This is a genomic window from Bizionia saleffrena, from assembly GCF_008086175.1.
In the GTDB taxonomy this organism is placed as follows: domain Bacteria; phylum Bacteroidota; class Bacteroidia; order Flavobacteriales; family Flavobacteriaceae; genus Bizionia; species Bizionia saleffrena.
In genome coordinates, this window is record NZ_VSKM01000019.1 from 1 (window position 1) to 21,400 (window position 21,400).

General features: G+C 36.9%; 18 protein-coding genes. 7 read left to right on the plus strand and 11 right to left on the minus strand.

The genetic code is table 11. The features are described from left to right. Together ES676_RS14780 and ES676_RS13635 are read left to right on the plus strand one after the other, a co-directional pair. Window positions 1–1,232: hypothetical protein (locus ES676_RS14780; RefSeq protein ID WP_394348795.1), on the plus strand; the 1,232-nt coding region annotated here is incomplete at its 5' end. Continuing rightward, on the plus strand, window positions 1,222–1,824 hold the full coding sequence (locus ES676_RS13635; protein WP_148370882.1) for a hypothetical protein: 603 nt from the start codon (window positions 1,222–1,224) through the stop codon (window positions 1,822–1,824). The genes ES676_RS14780 and ES676_RS13635, both read left to right, overlap by 11 nt. 363 nt (window positions 1,825–2,187) lie before the next feature. Here the strand turns inward: ES676_RS13635 and ES676_RS13640 are convergent, their stop codons facing one another. Next, complete coding sequence (locus tag ES676_RS13640; RefSeq protein ID WP_148370883.1) at window positions 2,188–3,195, minus strand: IS30 family transposase; 1,008 nt, start codon at window positions 3,193–3,195, stop codon at window positions 2,188–2,190. Between the two features lie 384 nt (window positions 3,196–3,579). On the opposite strand from ES676_RS13640, the gene ES676_RS14785 reads away from it, so the two are divergent. From ES676_RS14785 to ES676_RS13650, 3 genes are all read left to right on the plus strand, one after another. Next, complete coding sequence (locus ES676_RS14785) at window positions 3,580–3,732, plus strand: hypothetical protein (RefSeq protein WP_170234464.1); 153 nt, start codon at window positions 3,580–3,582, stop codon at window positions 3,730–3,732. A gap of 314 nt (window positions 3,733–4,046) precedes the next feature. Beyond that, window positions 4,047–4,748: a CoA transferase subunit A gene (locus tag ES676_RS13645; RefSeq protein WP_148370884.1), complete on the plus strand. Its 702-nt coding sequence runs from the start codon at window positions 4,047–4,049 to the stop codon at window positions 4,746–4,748. A gap of 104 nt (window positions 4,749–4,852) precedes the next feature. Further along, entirely contained in the window at window positions 4,853–5,506 is a 654-nt protein-coding gene (locus ES676_RS13650) for a CoA transferase subunit B (protein ID WP_148370885.1), read from the plus strand. Between the two features lie 515 nt (window positions 5,507–6,021). Here ES676_RS13650 and ES676_RS13655 read toward each other — a convergent pair. Continuing rightward, window positions 6,022–7,713 carry an ABC transporter ATP-binding protein gene (locus ES676_RS13655; RefSeq protein ID WP_148370886.1) on the minus strand — a complete coding sequence of 564 codons (1,692 nt, stop codon included), beginning with the start codon at window positions 7,711–7,713 and terminating at the stop codon, window positions 6,022–6,024. A 179-nt stretch (window positions 7,714–7,892) separates the two neighbouring features. Between ES676_RS13655 and ES676_RS13660 the strand changes: the two genes are divergently transcribed. Both ES676_RS13660 and ES676_RS13665 read left to right on the plus strand, forming a co-directional pair. Then, entirely contained in the window at window positions 7,893–10,313 is a 2,421-nt protein-coding gene (locus ES676_RS13660; RefSeq protein WP_148370887.1) for a GEVED domain-containing protein, read from the plus strand. 224 nt (window positions 10,314–10,537) lie between these two features. Then, a complete protein-coding gene (locus ES676_RS13665; RefSeq protein ID WP_148370888.1) occupies window positions 10,538–13,477 on the plus strand; it encodes a M4 family metallopeptidase in 2,940 nt (979 codons plus the stop codon). A gap of 247 nt (window positions 13,478–13,724) precedes the next feature. On the opposite strand, the gene ES676_RS13670 is transcribed toward ES676_RS13665, so the two are convergent. The 9 genes from ES676_RS13670 to ES676_RS13710 all read right to left on the minus strand — a co-directional run bounded on the left by ES676_RS13670 (window position 13,725) and on the right by ES676_RS13710 (window position 21,366). Next, window positions 13,725–14,438, minus strand: coding sequence for a 3'-5' exonuclease (locus ES676_RS13670; protein WP_148370889.1), 714 nt, complete (start codon window positions 14,436–14,438; stop codon window positions 13,725–13,727). Window positions 14,439–14,468: 30 nt separating this feature from the next. Then, window positions 14,469–15,629 carry a serine hydrolase domain-containing protein gene (locus ES676_RS13675; protein WP_148370890.1) on the minus strand — a complete coding sequence of 387 codons (1,161 nt, stop codon included), beginning with the start codon at window positions 15,627–15,629 and terminating at the stop codon, window positions 14,469–14,471. 373 nt (window positions 15,630–16,002) lie between these two features. Beyond that, complete coding sequence (locus tag ES676_RS13680) at window positions 16,003–16,479, minus strand: methylated-DNA--[protein]-cysteine S-methyltransferase (RefSeq protein ID WP_148370891.1); 477 nt, start codon at window positions 16,477–16,479, stop codon at window positions 16,003–16,005. Between the two features lie 11 nt (window positions 16,480–16,490). Further along, window positions 16,491–17,606, minus strand: coding sequence for a CNNM domain-containing protein (locus ES676_RS13685; RefSeq protein ID WP_148370892.1), 1,116 nt, complete (start codon window positions 17,604–17,606; stop codon window positions 16,491–16,493). Window positions 17,607–17,721: 115 nt separating this feature from the next. Then, on the minus strand, window positions 17,722–18,714 hold the full coding sequence (gene hemB / locus ES676_RS13690) for a porphobilinogen synthase (RefSeq protein ID WP_148370893.1): 993 nt from the start codon (window positions 18,712–18,714) through the stop codon (window positions 17,722–17,724). A 40-nt stretch (window positions 18,715–18,754) separates the two neighbouring features. Then, window positions 18,755–19,129 carry a YchJ family protein gene (locus ES676_RS13695; protein WP_148370894.1) on the minus strand — a complete coding sequence of 125 codons (375 nt, stop codon included), beginning with the start codon at window positions 19,127–19,129 and terminating at the stop codon, window positions 18,755–18,757. Between the two features lie 38 nt (window positions 19,130–19,167). Next, window positions 19,168–20,070, minus strand: coding sequence for an oxygen-dependent coproporphyrinogen oxidase (hemF, locus tag ES676_RS13700; RefSeq protein ID WP_148370895.1), 903 nt, complete (start codon window positions 20,068–20,070; stop codon window positions 19,168–19,170). Further along, window positions 20,060–20,599 (minus strand): GNAT family N-acetyltransferase, encoded by a 540-nt coding sequence (locus tag ES676_RS13705; RefSeq protein WP_148370896.1) that lies wholly within the window; start codon window positions 20,597–20,599, stop codon window positions 20,060–20,062. The genes hemF and ES676_RS13705 overlap by 11 nt, the downstream gene beginning before the upstream one ends. Then, on the minus strand, window positions 20,596–21,366 hold the full coding sequence (locus tag ES676_RS13710) for an EI24 domain-containing protein (RefSeq protein ID WP_148370897.1): 771 nt from the start codon (window positions 21,364–21,366) through the stop codon (window positions 20,596–20,598). Before ES676_RS13710 ends, ES676_RS13705 begins: the two co-directional genes overlap by 4 nt. Between the last annotated feature and the right edge of the window lie 34 nt (window positions 21,367–21,400).

Sequence of the window (21,400 nt, forward strand, 5' to 3'; positions counted from 1 at the left end):
TCGATAACGACAGTTTTGTAACTGGATTTTTGAGTAAAGAAGGCTGTACTTATACAATTGAAGAATATTGTAGTTCTGGTGATCATAATGATTCTATAGGTTATGGTGATTGTGGTATTGATTTTTACAGTATAGTAATTGCAGAAACTTGCACGCCCAGCGGAGGAGGTGGTGCAGGAAGCTGGGGAGATTCTGGCGAACCAGTGGGTAATGATACTGAATCTACAAACACTGGGGATACAAATGGAGGCCAAACCAACAACGGTGGTAGTGGTGGTTCATCAAGCAATGGAGGCGTTACAACACCAACAACACCTTGTAGAGGTGATGATTGTCCAGAGGAATTGGAGATAGAGGAAGATTGTTATACATCTGATGAAAATTTTAACTCTCAATATAGTCTAAATTCGCCTTTTAATGTAGATTTAGGAGATGTTAGAAAAGGATGTGATACTATTAGTTTGCCTGAAAACGAAAAATTTATGTGTATTTATGATAAATTGGTAGATTCACCAAAATTCAAAGATTTATTTATAGATACTTTTGGAGAAAATGAAAGTTTAAATGTTAAATTTGAAATTGTAGCTAATTTAGCTAATTCTATAGGGGCAACTGCAACAAGAACAAGTTTAATGTTAAACACTTCTACAGGAGAAGTTGAATCTATGGATGTTCTAATTGAAATAAATAAAAACACATTAAACCCATTACATGATGCTAAAGCTTCAAATATTCAAATTGCGAGAAATATTTTGCATGAATGCATTCACGCTTATCTTTATTTAAAGATTCAAAATTGTAGTCAAGCGTCATCATTACATCCCTATAATGATATTGAATTAGAAAGTATACTAAATCAGTTTTATAATGATTTTAATTGTGAACTAGATATAGATGGAAATAATCAAAGTCAGCATGATTTCATATTTACCTATATGCTTCCTGTAATGGAGCAAATTTTGACTGACGTTAAAGATGATTTAATCCCTTTGAGTAATCAAAATTATGTTTCCGATTTAGATTATTACACAGCAAATGATATAAATAATCCATTAACTGAAAGTCATTTATTTAATTGGTCATTATTTTTTAAAAATTTATCAATGACAGGATTGCAAAATACTTCAGCAGTTCAGTCCGTCTTAGAAAGCTTAACAGTTAATCAATACTTGTTTTCAAAATATAACAGCACAGGTAAACAATTTTCAAAAACTTACTGCAATGAAAATTAAAACATTTATTTTTCCATTATTATTTATCTCTTTATACTCCTTTTCGCAGGTAAAAGATTCTACTAAAATGACTTCTCGTACTGTAGAATCGACCTATTCTAAAGAATATCTATTAAAAAATAAAATTTTCAAAGAAAGAATTAGCAAAGATAAGTTCTTTATAAAATTTTCAAAAAAAGACACGTTATATATTCTATTAGAAGAAAATAAAAATAGTGTTGTCAATAAATTTATAGTTAAAAAAGACACCGTTATTACTTATATATATATATTAAAAGACTCTTCCAAAATTGAATTTCAGCATATGAAATATTTTGATTTTGATAAAAGAGATGCTGGAATCACCTCGAACGTTTATAAAAAACACAAGAAATTTTTAAAGGATAATAAAAATCATATCATTAACAATTGTTTTTTTAGAGGTTATAATAAAGATGATGTTTCTTATTTTTTAGCATTGCTCGACGAAATATTAACCTCGGCCAAAAAAATTCTAATTATAGATAAAGGCGAATTCGAAGGAGAATTAATTACTATTCGAGAAGTAGAACTTAATAGGTTTTCTCACAAATATTTTATGACCAAAATATAAGCTGTTGCTTTGGCTTTTACAATAATATTTTATGTTTCCCAGAGGCGTGTTTTTCGCTAAACACTAATTAAAAAATAGCAGTTAAGAGTTAAACATAAAGTTTGTTTCTTTTCTGCTATTTTTGCTTTTAAACTAAAAGAATTTTACTCCCATTACGGTTTTTACCGTAATGAAAAGTGCTACTAAGTTGAAGTTTTCGATGAATGGTATAAAAAGGTATTGTGAGATTGTTATTATACACTTGCTTTTTAATAATAAAATTAATAATTTTTAAAACCAACCAAACGAATGAAAAAAAGAAAATTTAAACAGTATTTAAAACTAGTAATGTTGCTCTTAGGGGTTACATTGGTATTGCTGAGTTCAACCGATAAGTGCAACACACTTATTATTTAGGACTTCAATTGGGTTATTATAATTAAACTTTCTAATTGGTCTGTAATTTAGTAATTTTTCTACTTCTTTTATTGTTTTGTTTGAGACCTCTCTAAGGTCTGTTTTCTTTGGAAAAAATCTTCTTATCACACCAATTCTGTTTTCTACAGTTCCTTTATCTTGCGAGGTATAAGGTCTTGTAAAATATGTTTTTGCATTCACATCTTTTGCTATTTTATGATGATAGGCAAACTCTTTTCCATTGTCAAATGTTATTGTTTTTATCCAAGATGCGTCAAAATTTGTAATCCGTTGATTCATCTTTTTATAAACTTTATCTGCATTTTTACTACTGAGTTTTTCTATCATAGTAACCCATGTTGCTCTATCTGTCATCACTAGTAATGCTGATTTATGGTTACTACCCATCATAAGGTTTACTTCTATGTCGCCAATGCGTAAACGTTTTTCTACTATCTTGGGTCGCTTATCAATACCTACACGTCCAGTGATTGCTCCACGTTTATCTTTAATATTACTCCTCTTTTGCCTCCTACCTGTGTGGCGTAGATGCTTATGTAATTTTTTATAAGAGCTATGTTTTCTATGGTTGCTATGCTTTGCAGTCCATATCCATTTATAAATAGTTTCGTGGCTTACACAAACTTCAGATTCCTTACTAAGTCGCTTTGCTATAAGCTCAGGGCTCCATTTCTCATACTCCATCAAACCAGCAATTCGCTTTTTAAGAGCTTCTGTCAATAGAATAGACTTTGGCTTATTGCAATGTCTTTGCTCAGTTTTTTGTTGAGCGTGCTCTGCTATATAACTGCCAGCTGTTCTACCTCTACCTGGTGTGTTCCTCTTTAATTCTCTTGATACGGTACTTTTATGAACACCGATGATCTTCGAAATTTGAGTAATAGTTATTCCTGTCTCTAATAATGTAGAAATTTGATACCTTTGTGACAAGGCTAATTGTTTATAATGTTTCATCTAAAACGAATATAGATATTGAGCCTAAAATAGATGGGGCTAGCCCCATCTATTTTAAATATTCGTGTTGCACTTATAACTTGAACTTAGAATTGATTATATTTAGTTGTTTAATACTTAACTCGTGTAAGTCTATAAATAAAAGTATTAGTAATGAGGAAACTCTTTTTGTAGTGTTTGACAATTCTGAATTTGAAAAAAAACGACTAAGAAATAACCCAAAAAGCATACTACTTGGAAATTATTATTTTTCAATTTATGATAACCTAAAAGGTAAGTCCCCAACAGGAATTATCAATTTATCAAGTGGGGAATATAAAGACTTTGACGAGATGAATAGAGATAATCCTTAACTCTTTTTTAAAAAATAACAAAGATTTGTTGATGTCTATTGACGTTATGCGAAAAATGGAATATAACAAGGTTTTTAAATTATTTGAAAAAGCTAAACATATATTTTTAATAGATAAATCTGAAATAAAAAATAAAGAAATAATTATTCGTGAAGTCTATTTTAGTTATGTTGGAGAAGAATAAAAATTAACTACCACCACATATATAAAAAATAGTAGTTAAGAACTAAATTTAAAAATTGTTTCTTTTCGGCTATTTTTGTTTTAAAGCAATACATATTTCCATTAGTAAAACATTTAGTTCACTACAAATTCTTTTTCTTAAAACTACTTCTAAATTGTAATAAGAATCTGCAAAAAGGAGTGTAGCGGCATCCTTTTGCGTTTGGCAAAAGATATAGCGGAAGGCCTGGTTTTTGCTTTTTCGCAAAAATGTGCCCAAAAAGCGGTTCTGAGATTTAAATTCCTTAATTTTAAGGCTCAAAAGACAATTTAAGTATGATTAATAAAAAAGTAAATTCAGTTAAAGAAGCGACAGAAGGCATTACCGATAATATGACGTTTATGTTGGGTGGTTTTGGCTTGTCGGGTATTCCGGAAAACGCAATCACTGCCTTGGTAGATAGTAATATAAAGGACTTAACGTGTATTTCTAATAACGCGGGAGTAGACGATTTTGGTCTGGGCTTATTATTAAAAAAGCGTCAAATAAAAAAAATGGTATCGTCTTACGTCGGTGAAAACGACGAGTTCGAAAGGCAAATGCTGTCTGGAGAGTTAGACGTAGAGCTTATTCCGCAAGGCACTCTTGCCGAACGTTGTCGTGCTGCACAAGCCGGTTTTCCTGCTATTTACACCCCTGCTGGTTATGGTACCGAAGTGGCCGAAGGTAAAGAGACACGCGAGTTCAACGGTAAAATGTACGTGTTAGAGCACGCTTTTAAAGCCGATTTTGCCTTTGTTAAAGCTTGGAAAGGGGACGAAGCTGGAAACTTGATTTTTAAAGGAACAGCACGAAATTTTAATCCGGTAATGTGTGGCGCAGCAACTATTACAGTCGCTGAGGTGGAAGAATTAGTGCCTGCAGGAACGTTAGACCCGAACCAAATACATATTCCAGGTATTTTTGTGCAACGTATTTTTCAAGGTACAGCTTACGAAAAACGTATCGAGCAACGTACCGTGCGTACTCGCGAATAAGGAATCTTTATAGTAATTAGTAGATGCCAATTATAGTCGTGTAGGGCGCTTTAAAAACCTGTACAGACTAGGGATTAGGTGTAAACACATCAAAATAAAACAGTATGTTAGATAAAATAGGAATTGCAAAACGCATTGCAAAAGAAGTGCAAGATGGTGACTACGTAAACTTAGGGATTGGTATTCCAACGTTAGTAGCAAATTATGTGCGCGACGATATAGAAGTAGAATTTCAGAGTGAGAATGGCGTGCTTGGTATGGGGCCTTTTCCGTTTGATGGTGAAGAAGATGCCGATATTATTAACGCAGGAAAACAAACCATTACAACCTTGCCGGGAGCGAGTTTCTTTGATTCGGCAATGAGTTTTTCTATGATTCGTGGTCAGCACGTAGATTTAACCATTTTAGGCGCAATGGAGGTTGCCGAAAACGGCGATATTGCCAACTGGAAAATTCCGGGTAAAATGGTAAAAGGAATGGGTGGCGCTATGGATTTGGTAGCCAGTGCCGAAAATATTATCGTGGCGATGATGCATACCAATCGCGCCGGAGAGTCTAAATTATTAAAACGTTGCTCGTTACCATTAACGGGTGTGGGCTGCGTAAAGAAAATTGTAACGAACCTTGCGGTTATTGAAGTGACAGATAAGGGATTTAAATTATTAGAACGCGCACCCGGGGTTTCGGTAGAAGAGATCGAGAAAGCAACGGAGGGCCGTTTAATTATAGAGGGCGATATTCCAGAAATGGATATTTAGCAAATGTGTTAAATGGAAGATTTTGGTGAGAATAGTAGCACAAAAATAGGTTAAATGTTAAAATTTTATGTATTTCATCGAAATTTAATGCTTTTAAGCCAATTCTTTTAACAAAAGGGTTTATGTTAGTAGTCCCAAACCTATCAGTATAAATAACCCAAATTTACCATAAACTAACCGTTATGAGTTTTGTACCAAATCTACCTGAACATCCTACAATGCAAAACAGAATTATACAAAATATAAAACACACCATTTCGTTCTCGAGAGGTGTGTTTTTTTTAGTAAAAAAAATCTGTATGCTATAAATGGCTAAATTATAGAAGCTATTTTTTAAGTGAAATGATATTTTTTATCACTGTCTTTTCGTGTTCTAAAATACGCTTTCTACCTAATAAGTATTTAAATATTTAGATGCTATTGTGTAGTACGATTTTCATTTTTCATTATTGAAAAACTCATAAAATTCTGAGCTCGCGAACAATATCATCATTCATCATTCACCATTCAGTAAATTAAATCCCTTTAGGGATTGCACTAATTAACTTTTTGGTATACTCTTTTTTAGGCGTGTTGTAAATAACATCGGCATCGTCGAGCTCTTCAATCTTACCAGCATTCATTACTAATAATTGATCGGACATATATTTTACGACTGCTAAATCGTGGGAGATAAAAAGGTAGGTAAAATTAAACGTCTCTTTTAACTCGTTAAGTAAATTAAGCACTTGCGCTTGCACCGAAATATCTAAGGCCGATACACTTTCGTCACAAACTATAAGTTTAGGCTGTAAAGCAATAGTGCGTGCAATACCAATACGCTGACGCTGACCGCCAGAAAACTCGTGTGGATACCTGTTAAAATGCGCCTCGGTTAAGCCCACACGTTTTAAAATGGCCATTGTTTTTTCTTTGCGTTCGGCAGCGTTTTTATATAAGTTGTGTACTTTCATAGGTTCCATAATGGCTTTGCCAACAGGGATTCTGGGATTTAAAGACGAATACGGATCTTGAAAAATAATCTGAATATCTTTGCGCATCGCTTTGGTTTCCGAAGTGCTTAATTTTGTAATGTCTACGCCTTTATATAAAATACTTCCGGCTGTTGCTTTATCAAGTTGCAAAATGGCGTTTCCTAAAGTCGATTTGCCACAGCCCGATTCCCCCACTAAACCTAGGGTTTCTCCTTCGTAAATATTAAAACTTACAGAGTCTACCGCTTTAAAATGCTCCGGTTTCGAGAACCATCCGGAGGTCGAAACATAGTCTTTCTCCACGTTTTTCACCTCCAATAATGGCGGTGTACTATACAATATTTTATGTTTTGCTGCGCGCATTTCGGGTGTAACCACCGCGTCTAAAACGGTGTCGTTTAGCACATCGGTAATGGTGGGTAATGTTTTAAGACGCACCTTTAGCGACGGCCTAGAATTAATAAGAGCTTTAGTATACTCGTGTTCTGGTGCCTTAAAAATATGGTTTACCGTATTTTGCTCGACTACCGCTCCTTTATACATCACCAAAACACGATCGGCAATTTCAGAAATCAACGCCAAATCGTGAGTAATAAAAATAATGCTCATTTTGTTTTCGGCTTGGAGCGCTTTTAGTAAAACAATAATATCTTTTTGCACAGTAACATCTAGTGCCGTTGTTGGCTCGTCCGCAATAAGGATTTCAGGTTTGCAGGCAATAGCCATAGCAATCATAACGCGCTGCTTTTGTCCGCCAGAAATTTCGTGGGGATACGCTTTATACACGCGATTTGATTCTGGAAGTTTTACCTTTTCAAAAAGAGATAGCGTTTCGGCTTTAATAGCTTTTTTAGAAAGTGTTGTGTGCTGTTTTAGGATTTCTTCTACTTGGGGACCACAACGCATCGAAGGGTTTAAAGAACTCATAGGTTCTTGAAAAATCATCGCTATTTTTTTACCTCTTATCGTTTGAAACGCTTTGGGGGAAATTTGTGTGAGATCTTCATTATGATACACAATACGTCCCGAAGTAATTTTTGCAATGGTTTTAGGAAGCAATCCTAAAATAGCTAACGAAGACACCGATTTACCGGATCCCGATTCGCCAACAATACCTAATATTTCATTGGGTTCTAAATGATAGGAAATAGAACGAATGATTTCATTTTCTATACCCTCCGAAAAAAATGAAATAGATAAATCTTCAACTGTAAGTAGGCTTGTTTTAGTCATATAACGGGGACAATGTTATGAGATTATAAATTTACGGTAAAATCTGTAAACAAAACCGAACAATATTATTTTGTGCGTTTTTAATCGAAAAAGCAGGCTTCTAATGTGTTTAACTCATCGCTTTTAATACTTTCGCTGCATTATTAATAATAATTAAGTAAAAACCTTAAACTAATAGTATGAAACGGAACATTACTTTATCAATTCTATGTTTACTGTTTTCCTTCGTCGCGGTCGCTCAAGACCGACGTTGCGAAACTATGGAGAATTTAGAATACAGAAAACAATTAGACCCGAAATTAGAGTCTAGAATGAATCAAATTGAAGTTTTTACGCAAGCTAAAATTGCGCAGATGGAATCTTCTAGTAACAAAATAGTCGGAAATGTAATTACCATACCCGTGGTAGTTCATGTTATTTATAGCAACGCGAATGAAAATATTAGTGAGGCTCAAATTTTATCTCAAATTCAAGTCTTAAATGACGATTTTAGAAGACTAAATGCCGATGCCGATACTACGTGGTCTCAAGCAGCAGATACGCAAATTGAGTTTTGTATGGCTGCGGTAGACCCTAATGGAAATACTACCAATGGTATTACACGAAAGTCCTCTTCTAAAACTTCTTGGGGAACTAATGATGCTATGAAAAAAGCGTCGCAAGGCGGAGTTAACCCTTGGAATACATCACAATATCTTAACATGTGGGTGTGTAATATTGGCGGAGGAATTCTTGGATATGCACAATTTCCTGGCGGGAGTGCTTCTACAGATGGCGTCGTTATGGGGCCACAGTACTTTGGATCTAAAAATGAAGGTTCAGGATTTTATTTATCAGCACCTTTTGATGAAGGAAGAACAGCAACGCACGAAGTAGGTCACTTTTTTAATCTGCGCCATATTTGGGGAGATGCAAATTGTGGTAACGATTTTGTAAGCGATACACCAACACACCAAACTTCTAACGGTGGGTGCCCAGTGGGTCAAACCTCTTGTGGGTCTATAGATATGGTACAAAACTATATGGATTACACAAACGATTCGTGTATGAACCTGTATACTACGGGTCAGAAAAATAGAATGAGGGCTTCTTTATTAAATGGAGGACCTAGAGCAGCTTTAGCGGCTTCAGATAAATGCAGTGGTTCTGCGCAACCTACCTGTACCGATGGTGTCCAAAACGGAACCGAAACTGGTGTAGATTGTGGTGGATCTTCATGTTCTCCATGTCAGACCGGAACGCAATATTGCACAGCGCAAGGAAATAGTGTAAATGACGAATATATTAGTCGCGTAAAAGTGGGAAGTATCAATAATACTTCTGGAGCACAATCGTATTCAGATTTCACCTCTATGTCTTCAGACTTATCTAAAGGAACTGCGTATACCATAACCGTAACACCTACGTGGACGGGTTCTACGTATTCAGAAGGTTTTGCGGCGTGGATAGATTATAATAACGATGGTGATTTTTTAGATTCTGGCGAACAGATTTTCTCTAAAGCAGCAGCGACAACAACACCAGTTAGTGGAACGTTTACAGTCCCTGCAGGGGCCTTAAATGGTGACACAAGATTACGAGTAGCGATGAAATACAATGCTATTCCTACCGCTTGCGAAACATTCCCTTATGGAGAAGTGGAAGATTATACGATAAATATTACTTCAGGGACAACCAATCCGCCAACAGGATGCACGGGAGCCGTTTCTTCATTTCCTTATAACGAAGGATTCGAAAGCGGATTTGGCGCGTGGACGCAAAGTTCTGGAGACGATTTTAATTGGACACGTAAATCTGGAGCAACACCGTCTAGTAATACAGGGCCTTCTAGCGCATCAGAAGGATCACAATATATTTTTATGGAATCTTCGGCACCTAATAACTCATCTAAAAGAGCCGTATTAGAGTCGCCGTGTTACGATTTATCAGCAGTATCTCAAGGGGCTTTCAACTTTAAATACCACATGTACGGAGCAGCTGCGATGGGGAATTTAAAAGTAGCAGTAAGTACCAATAATGGAACAAACTGGACGACCGTATGGACGCAGTCAGGAAACCAAGGGAATACATGGCAAACGGCAACTGTAGACTTATCGTCTTACGCAGGAAGTATAATTAAATTAAGATTTGATGGTACCACAGGAACAACATGGCAAGGAGATATGGCTGTAGATGCTGTAGCGTTAACTAACGGAACTACACCGACCGATAAATGTGCTGGTGTGGCACCGTATAACAGTAGTCAATCGTATACTGTGGGCGAACAAGTAACGTATCAAGGGGATTTATACGAACGCACCTCTTCTGGATGGACAAACCTAGGAGCTTGCGGAGCGGCAAGAATTGCAGTTGAAGGTTTTGTATCGCAATTGGGTGTCAAAATTTCAATCTATCCTAATCCAGTAAATGGAAACACGTTATTTGTAAAATCTACGGTCGATAATGTGCCCTTTACCATTGTAAATATGTTAGGTCAAGAAGTCGCAAAAGGAACCGATAGCACCAACGGTATTAATGTTAGCGCTCTAGAAGCGGGATTATACCTTATTCGGTTTACTATAGACGGTGCTTTGGAAACACGAAAATTTATTAAAGAATAACAAACCTCCTTAAATTTATTAAGTAGTACTAAAATAAGCCTCGTTTTATTCGGGGCTTATTTATTTAGAATAATAAGATTTTTACTGCAAAACCCTACTGAATCAGAGTGTTTTTTAATTGATTTCACACCTTAAAAAACAAACATTCTGTTGTAACGTCGTTTTAGTGCGACGTTTAAAAACCTTATTCAATAATTATTAACATTTTAACCCCAACATTTATTATGAAAAAAAACTCTATCAAAGCGTTGCTTTTTTCGTCCTTAGCAACATTAGTTTGTGTGGCTAGTTATGGACAAGAACGCGTCGCTCAAAAAGTTAACGGTGAGAATGGGCAGCCAAACCTAGTCATCTTTACGAAAGACGCAACGTATTCTATGCAAGATGTGAATACTGTTTTAGCCGAACAATTAAAAACAAAAAATAGCGATGGCTTTACTCAAATTAAATCCGGAAGAGATGAAATTGGGTTTCTACATCAAAAATATCAACAGCATTATAACACTATCCCTGTAGAATTTGCAACTTATACTTTGCACGGAAAAAATAATAAAGTGGTCTCTATTAGTGGGGAGTACTATGAGCTTGAGGGTGTTAATACCACACCAACATTAAGTAAAGCACAAGGGTTTCAATCGGCAGTAAACCACGTTGGTGCACAAAGCTATTTATGGCAAAATGAAAGTGCTGCTAATCAAATGGGCTACACGAAGCCAGACGGAGAATTGGTGGTGCTACCAAACTTTGGAGTTCAAGGAAAGGAGACTTCAAAAAACGGACAATTAGCTTATAAGTATGATATTTATGCAACGCAGCCAGTGAGTAGAGGAGATATCTATATTGATGCTGTTACTGGAAAAGTGCTTTTTTATAATAGCATCATTAAGCATTTAGGGGAACACGCAAATTCTTCAAAAAATTTAAGTATAACTGAAAAAAATCTCACGACCAAAGAAGCAACTGCTTTTAGAGCATCAGGAAACGCAGCGACGCGATACAGTGGCGCAAAAGCGATAACGACACGTGTTATTGGCTCAAGCTACGCACTAAGAGATAATACCCGTGGAAATGGAATTAACACCTACAATAGTGGTAGGCAAAACAGTTATCCATCAACAAATTTTACAGATGCAGATAACAACTGGACAGCTGCAGAATTTAATAATAGCTTTAAGGACGATGCCGCTTTAGATGCGCATTGGGGAGCTGAAAAAACGTACGATTATCTATCTACGGTGCACGGAAGAAATAGTTACAATGGCTCTGGAGCTGCAATTAATAGTTGGGTGCATTACGACGATCAACCAGGAGGAGCAGGTTACGATAATGCTTTTTGGAACGGAAGTGTGATGACTTACGGTGATGGTTCATCAAACGGTACTGAGGGTAATGGGTATTTCGATGCTTTAACCTCTATTGATGTTGCTGCACACGAAATTGGTCATGCCGTAACCTCTAGTACCGCTAACTTGGCTTACCAAAGAGAATCTGGAGGACTAAACGAAGGGTTTTCAGATATTTTGGGAGCAGCCGTAGAGCATTTTGCTAAAGGAAACGGTAATAATGCAGCACCATCGGCCTCAATTTGGTTAATAGGAGATGAAATTGACAGAAGAAGCGGGTCTTCGGCACTGCGTTCTATGAGTAATCCAAATACGCATAGTCAACCAGATACTTACGATGGCACCTATTGGAAAAACCCTAATTGCGGGACACCAACCAACGCTAACGATTATTGTGGTGTACATACCAATTCGGGCGTTTTAAACTTCTGGTTTTACTTATCTGTAGCAGGTGGCAATGGGACTAACGATATTGGAAGCACTTATAGCGTTTCGGGAATAGGAATGACCAAGTCCGCTAAAATTGCTCACAGAACGTTAACGCAATATCTATCTTCTAATTCAACGTTTGCAAATGCAAGAGCAGGAGCAATTCAGTCTGCAAAAGATTTATATGGTGCAGAGGGCGCAGAAGAAATTGCGGTTACTAATGCGTGGCACGCCGTAGGTGTTGGTGCAGCATATCCATCTGGTGGCGGCGGAAATTCGTATTGTACGTCTGCCGGTTCTAATACAAACGACGAATATATTAGTCGCGTGCAATTAAATACAATTAATAAGACTTCTGGAGCTCAGGGCTATTCCGATTTTACTTCAGTTTCGACGACTTTAGCAAAAGGAACAGCGTATACCGTCACAATAACACCTACTTGGACAGGGTCGAAATATAATGAAGCTTTCGCTGTGTGGATTGATTATAACGGTGATAATGATTTTACTGATGCGGGAGAGCAAATAGGTACCGTTGCAGCAAATAAAAACGCAACGTCTAGTATTACGTTTACTGTGCCAAACAGTACGAGCGCGACAGCAACTAGAATGCGTGTATCTATGAAGTACAATGCTATACCAACAGCGTGTGAATCGTTTACTTATGGTGAGGTTGAAGATTATACTATTAATATTGGAGGGTCAGGTGTAGATACAGAAGCGCCAAGTCACCCAACAAACTTATCAGCGTCCAATATTACGCAAACAACTTTAGATCTCAGTTGGATAGCTTCAACAGATAATGTCGGAGTAACAGGTTATGATATTTATAGCGGGGCTACAAATATTGGAACCGTAACAGGAACATCGGCAAATATTACTGGATTAACCGAAAATAGCGCCTTTTCATTTAGAGTAAAAGCGGTAGATGCAGAAGGAAACGAATCTGGATTTAGTAATGTGGCAAGTGGAACAACATCAGGGCCTAGTACAGATATTTGCGAAGGTGTTGCAGCTTACAATAGTAGCAATACGTATTATTCTGGGGATTTTGTAACATACCAAGGATATTTATTTGAAAGAACCGCATCTCAGTGGGTACAACGTGGCGCTTGTGGCACTAATGCTACCTTAGTCGCGGTGGAAGTTAACTATCCGCCAAATGCAGTAAATATTTCAATCTATCCTAATCCAGTAAATGGAAACACGTTGTTTGTAAAATCGACGGTCGATAATGTGCCTTTTACCATTGTAAATATGTTAGGTCAAGAGATCGCAAAAGGAACCGATAGCGCTAATGGTATTAATGTTAGTACTCTAGAAGCGGGATTATACCTTATTCAGTTTACTATAGATGGTGCTTTAGAAACGCGAAAATTTATTAAAGAGTAAGCGTAGCGTAGTTTATAAACTAAGTAGTCCAATGAAAAGCCCAAACGTAAGTTTGGGCTTTTTTAATGGTCTTATTTTTATAGATGTTATCTGTGTAATTGTTTCTTGCAACATAAAATACTACCCTTTCGTGAGTCGTTTCCTTACAGTAGTTAAGAGAAGTTGTAATAAAGACGCGATTAATAAGGCGTTACAATTACGTCCTTATAAAATTAAAAAGGAATGCATAGCTTTTTTGCGGAGGATACTACACGTGAATAATTTCATCATCCTTTAAGAGGGCATCGCCACGTAATCTTAAAAATATCTGCGCTACCGCAATGGTATCTTTTTCGCAATAATCGGCAATACGTTTAATATCGTTGGTTTCGTAATACACTTTGTACACTTCACTACCGTCAATATCATCTTTTGGCGATGGAATACCTAGCACGTTAGTTAGTAGTTTAAGAGAGGTATACGTTTTATAATCGCCGAATTTCCATAATTCTAAAGTGTCTAAATGCGGTACTTCCCAAGGTTTTTTACCAAACAAATTAAGCTTGTAGGGCAATTCTATATTATGAATAATCATCCGCCGTGCGATATATGGGAAATCGAATTCCTTACCATTATGAGCACAAAGTAAGTGTTTCGCTTGGCTAAAATGCGATAATAATAAGTCTTTAAAGGCGTTTAAAAGCGTGATTTCCTCACCATAAAACGAGGTAGTTCTAAATAGTCGGGTGTTGTCTTTTGCCGTAAAATACCCCACCGAGATGCAAACAATTTTACCAAACTCTGCCCAAATGCCCGCGCGATCATAAAATTCTTCGGCACTAAATTCTTCCTTTCGTTGGTATTTAGATTTAGCATCCCATAGCTCTTGTTTGGTGCTATCTAACTCCGAAAAATGCTGTGTTTCTGGAACAGTTTCTATGTCTAAGAATAAAATGTTTTCTAGATTAAGCTTGGTTATCATAAGGCTAGAGGTTTAAATTAGTAATCACGTTTAATTGCTATGGGCATTTAGCATCTTATACGCTTCATCAATATATAAAGAGATATCTTTAGTGAATGTGCCAACCCCTTGATCGGGCGATTTCTGGTGCCCCAAACGCACAATAATGACATTATCTTCGGGTTGCACAATTACGTATTGACCCAAGTGACCACGCATCATAAAAAAGTCTTTGTCGTTATGCGTTTTTAACCACCAGCCATAGCCGTACTCAGGACTGGCAGGAAATACAGGTTTTATAGATTTAGCGACAAAAGTAGAATCTAGTATTTGCTTGCCATTCCATTTACCGTGGTCTTTATAGAGTTTTCCAAAACGTGCAAAATCTTTAGCGTTACTCGCAATACAGCAGTACGCTTTTACTAAATTGTGGTCATCGCTATCCACTTGCCAAAGGGTTTCATTTTCGCTACCTAGGGGTTTCCAAAAACTTTCGGTAAGGTAATCGTATAGCTTTTTTCCGGTTGCTTTTTCTATAACCATAGCTAGCATTTGCGTATCTCCACTGGCATATTTATAAGCCGTTCCGGGTTCATCGACTACTTTTAAACCTGTTACTACTTTTGCTAAGTCGTCATCAAAATAAGCGCGAGTAGTAATAGAAAGTGGCGAATAATAAGCTTCGTCCCAATTGGTGCCAGAGCTCATCGTCGATAAATCGCCAACCGTCATTTTTGCGGCTTTACCGTCACAAAATTCTGGAATAAAATCGCAAACGGGTTGGTCTGCGCTTTTAATATAACCGTCCATAATGGCTTTTCCCATAAGGCCAGAGACATAGCTTTTAGCCATAGAAAAGGAGTTTGTTTTCGAGTCTTTATTGTACCCATCGTAATAGTTCTCGAACCATATACTATCGTTTTTAATAATAACATAAGCGATGGTCCCCCAATCTATATTAGCTTTTTCTAAGCGTGCTGTTTCTTTTGCTGTATTGTAATCGTCGTGGTTTGGCCACGGTTCTGGGGTGCCATTTTCTATTAAGCGATTATCAAATTGATGGTAATCGTCTAAAAATGCAGTAGAATAACCTTGCAGATAAATAGTGCGCACCGCTTTTAGTAAATAATCGGTGTCGGTAATATATAATGTGGCAATTAATAAAGCGAAAAGGATAACGATTCCCTTTAAGAGGTTTTTAATGAATTTCATGGTTTCAAAATTAGTTTAGAATACTAAATATAGTAAAATTATGTGTTAGCGATTGCAGTGGCATCCTTTTCTTTTTTCTTACAAAATGAAAAGATATAACGGAAAGCGCGACGGTTTTAAAAACCGGAACACCCAAAAAGATATTATGTATTCCGGATTAAGATATAGATTAATTAGGTGACGCTATAGCTGCCCTATGGATACCCTATGGATACCCTATGGATAGTGTATGGATAGTGTATGAAGAATACCTCTGCAATTTAGCGCTTTACAGTTTATAAAAGTAGGGGTAATAGTGAGAATGGGGTGGTGTGTATAAATAAAGATAAGTGCCACGTACGACGATAGCCGTGCCATTATGTGCGATAAGTTGTTAAAATAATCGTTCTTGGGTATACGGACTTTCGTGCTCGAGTAGCCATTGTTTTCTGTGTAAACCACCAGCATAACCGGTTAAACTGCCGTCGCTTCCAATAACACGATGGCACGGTACGACAATCCAAAGTGGGTTTTTGCCGTTGGCATTGGCTACTGCACGAAGGGCTTTTGCGTCTCCTAGCTGTTTGGAAAGCTCCAAATAAGAGACTGTTTTGCCGTAAGGAATAGTTTGTAATAATTTCCAAACACGTTGCTGAAACACGGTGCCTTGCGGCTGTAAAGTTAAACTGAAGTCTTGGCGATCGCCTTGAAAGTACTCGTTTAATTGAAGCACACAATCTTCTAAAGATTCTGGAATTATTGGGGAGACCTTTTCTGGCGAATTTAATACGGTGATAGAAACTACACCATTACGGTTACCTGTAATTTTGGTAATACCTAAAGGCGAATTGATGCAGCAGGTGTCTTCCATTATTACCGCAATTATTCGACGTCATCACCATCGATAACGCCTAGTTTTTTTGCACGTGATTCCCAATCCTTTCTAGCTTTTAATTGCAAATCGGAAACGTTATCGTTTTCGTCCATAATTTCCAGTCCTAAGAGCGTTTCTATAACATCTTCCATCGTTACGAGTCCGCTAACGGTACCATACTCATCGACGACTAAGGCCAAATGATTTTTACTTTCTAGTAATTTATTCAGTAATTTTGGAATAGGGATAGTACGCGATACGATAATGATGTTTCGTTTTAAGTCACTAATTTTTTTTGAACCATTGCCTAAGGCCATTTCCTTGAATATTTCGGCTTTTAGAACGAGGCCAATAATATTATCTGCTGTATCGGCGTACACGGGGATACGAGAATAACGTAGCGAGGTATTGTTATTAAAGAAATCTGCAACCGAGATGTTTTCGTTTTCGACTTTCATAACCGTTCGTGGGGTCATAATATCTTTTGCAAGAACCTCTTTAAATGTGAGTAGATTTTTAATTATGGTACTTTCATTTTCTAAGAATACGCCTTCTTCGTGCGCCATTTCTGTCATTACCATAAAGCCTTCGCGACTTAAAATACTACCGTGACCTTTACCGCCAATAAGCTTTGTGGTTAACTGAAGAACCCATAGAATACCGGTGTATTTTAAAGGAAATATAAGGGTGTTTAAAGCTCTAGTCGTAAAATTGGCCAACGATTTCCAATAGGTGGCCCCAATGGTTTTTGGTATAATTTCGGAAGCTACAAGGATTAAGATTGTCATTATAGTAGAAACCACACCCACCATTAAATCTTCTGTAAAGGTAACCCCAAATACGGTTTGTGTTTGCGTGCCATATAGTTCTACATAAGCTACTTTTGCTTGTACACCAACTAAAATAGCCCCAACAGTATGTGCAATAGTATTTAGAGTTAAAATGGCAATTAACGGCCTATCGACATCCTTTTTTAAAGCTTCTAGATCTTGCGCATAGCTTTTACCTTCTTTCTTTTTTAATGAAATAAAAGTTTTGGTAACGCTTAATAAAACAGCTTCGAGTATGGAGCATAGAAACGAAAAGAAGATGGAGATAAAAGCGTAAAGAAATAATAAGCTCATGAGCTATTGAGTTTTAGAATCGATTAGTTTTTTGGCAGGCAAAAGATATGAAATTACTAACACTTATTAATTTTGGTGTTAATTTATCTTAAAATAGTAATACCGTTATCGTGTCTTATTGATTTAGTAATTTAACGACATCCTTAGCAAAGTAACTGGCAATGATATCTGCGCCTGCACGTTTTATAGCTGTAATTTGCTCTAGCATTACGGCATCGTGATTTAACCATCCTTTTTCGGCTGCTGCTTTTAGCATAGAATACTCGCCAGAAACTTGGTATACGGCAACGGGTACATTTACTTCATTTTTAAGGTCGCGAACAATATCTAAATAACATAAACCGGGTTTCACCATTACAATATCGGCACCTTCGTCTATATCCATTTCGGTTTCTCTGAGGGCTTCAAAACGGTTGGCATAATCCATTTGATACGTTTTTTTGTCTTTTGGTACATCAATAAGATCGACAGGTGCAGAATCTAAAGCATCGCGAAACGGACCATAAAAAGCCGATGCATATTTTGCAGAGTAACTCATAATACCGGCGTCTACATACCCTTCGTCTTCAAACAATTCACGAATAGCCAAAATACGACCGTCCATCATATCGCTAGGGGCTACAAAATCGGCTCCAGCAACAACGTGAGACAAGCTCATCTCAGCTAAAACTTCTACAGACGCGTCGTTTAACACTTTTCCGTTTTCGATAATACCATCGTGACCAAGGGAAGAGTAAGGATCTAAAGCCACATCTGTCATTACTAACATATCGGGGCACGCGTTTTTAACGGTTTTAACGGCGCGTTGCATTAACCCGTTAGGATTAAGAGCTTCACTACCTTTCTGGTCTTTTAAATGCTCTGGTACTTTAGCGAATATTAACACCGATTTTAACCCTAAACTCCAAAGTTCTTTAACTTCTTTTTCCAATAAATCTATACTGTAGCGAAAGTAATTTGGCATTGAAGGGATTTCTTCTTTTAGACCTTTGCCTTCAGTGACAAATAGGGGTACAATAAAATCGTTTGGAGAGATAATTGTTTCTCTAACTAAACCTCTAATAGCATCGTTTGCTCGTAATCGTCTGTTTCTTTTTAATGGGTACATAGTGTGTTATTTTATATGCAAAAATTGTTTTGCAGTGTGTTTAATATGTGTTTTCGGCGTAACCTAAGTAATACCAAAGAGTGTTTTCTTTTATAAATTTGGAGTTTTCATGAATACAATCGGCTTTGCCTTTTTTAGAAAAATGTGCGTTGAATTCCACTGTGTCTTTCGTCGTTTCTAAAATCTCTAATTTTATCCATTGCACCGATTTTGCCCAATTAACAATAGCCTCTTTTTCTTTTGTGGGGCGCGTACTTTCGTGATGTGTTTGCATGAGATAATCCCCATTAGCTAAAACAAAAGCGCTATATCTTGAGCGCATAAGTTGCTCTGCTGTTTCTGTTTGGCCACCGTTAAGATGAAAAATTTCGCAACATGATTCGTAAGGTTTGTTTGTTCCGCAGTAGCAATTCATAGGGTCATTTATAGTAGAGTAAAATTATAAAACGGTTCTTAAATCCACGCGATGGGGTTTTGTAAAACGTCGACAAGTTTAGCTTCTTCGCTGCCAGGTTCTGGGTTGTGATCGTAAACCCATTGAACATGCGGAGGTAAACTCATTAAAATACTTTCTATTCTTCCGTTTGTTTTTAATCCGAACAGGGTGCCTTTATCGTGTACTAAATTAAACTCAACGTAGCGACCACGGCGAATTTCTTGCCATTTGCGTTGGGCGTCGGTATAGGGTAAATCTTTTCTTTTTTCGGCTATAGGAACATACGCTTCAACAAAACTATCGCCTACTTCGGTAACGAAATCGTACCAGTTTTCCATAGTCATTTCCTCTGAAGCTTTGCAATAATCGAAGAATAAACCGCCAATACCACGGCCTTCATTTCTATGACTGTTATAAAAATAGTCGTCGCAACGGGCTTTATATTTGGTGTAAAACTCTGGGTTATGGGCGTCGCAAGCCGTTTTAGATACCTGATGGAAGTGCTTAGCGTCTTCTTCAAATAAATAATACGGTGTTAAATCTTGACCGCCGCCAAACCATTGGTCTACAATGTTTCCGTCTTTGTCGTACATTTCAAAATAACGCCAATTGGCGTGTACGGTTGGTACCATTGGGTTAGTGGGGTGTAATACCAAGCTTAAGCCACAAGCAAAAAAATCGGCATCTTCAACACCAAAATATTTTTGCATAGAATCTGGCAGTTTACCGTGTACACCAGAAATATTAACGCCTCCTTTTTCGAAGACATTTCCGTTTTCAATGACGCGGGTTCTTCCGCCGCCACCTTCTGGACGTTCCCAAAGATCCTCTTGAAACGTCGCTTTGCCGTCCACACGTTCTAGCGCCGTAGTTATTTGGTCTTGTAGTTCGTGAATGTATTTAAAAAATTTATCTTTCATTATGTAATGTGTATAACTCCATATCTAAAGGAGGATGCTGCGTCGGTTTAAAGATGTTCTCTAAAGTACTTGTCCAAGTAAAGCCGGTGTTTTTAACGACCTTAATACTCGCGATATTGTTTTTGTCTATAATTGCGACAAGGCGGTCTAAAGTTAAGGTGTTAAAGGCATATTTAGAAAGTGCCTGTATCGCTTTTGTGCCAACACCTTTATTTTGTATTTGGCGATCAATGCAATAGGCAAACTCGCCGTGTTTATTTTCCCAATCTAAATTTTTAATATAAACTAAGCCAATAATATCTCCGGTAATTGTCTTTTTTATGGTGAATAGAAGCTCGTCTCGATTCTTAAATTGCTCTATTTTCTTTGTGACAAAGGACTCAGAAAGCGCTTCGGTTAAATTTTGAGCCAGTGTTTTTGGAAAGTAAGTTTCAAAATACTCATAATTTGAATCTAATAATATATGAATTTTCTGTGCATCGTGTGCTTCAATCTTAGCAATATGGTAGGCATCAAAAACGGCTATCATTTTAGTGTTGTTTTTTGAGTCGAAACCAATCGATTTTCAATGGTCAAGAGGTCAACCGTTTTTATGGAAGCAGCAGTGACAGAAAGTGGTAAAACCAAAATAATACCAACAACAGGAATGAGTAGAAACAACATAAACACAATACCGTTGCCAATAGCGGCCCCTTTATTATTTTTTACAAAAGTGATGCTTTCTCTATAATTTAAATGGCGTTCTAAGGTGTAATCCATATTCCCAAAACCGGCGTAATACGCCTGTACTAAAAACAGTAAAATCGTAGAGATTATTCCGATTACGGGAATAAAACCAATAAGTAAAATAGGAATGGTAAGTAAAATTTCGAACGACAAATTCCGGACATTTATTTTAATGCCACGCCATAGCTGCTCTCTAAATGAGGTGTTACGGTGTTCGTGTCGTTTTGTACCCAGTAAATGAGCTTCAATTCTTTCTGAAACCGGACTCATAAAAGGGGCAGACAAGGCCATAATAATATGTTTGTACAGAATGAAGCCTAAAATAACGACGAGCAATCCGCCCATAATACTAGAAAATGACGTAAAAGAATCTTTTCCCCAATCCCAAACCCATATTTTTGCAATAAACGTACCAATAGGGCTAGATAAACTATACGCTAGAAAACCGATAGTAATAGCGGTAAAAAGACTAATACCAATAGGTACAAAAAAGTAGTTCCAAAGTTTTAATTTTGAAATTAAAGCAAATGCTCCTGTATAGGCCTTGATACCTTGAAATATGTTTTTCATACCATCTCTAACTCTAACTCTTTATGGTTGCGAT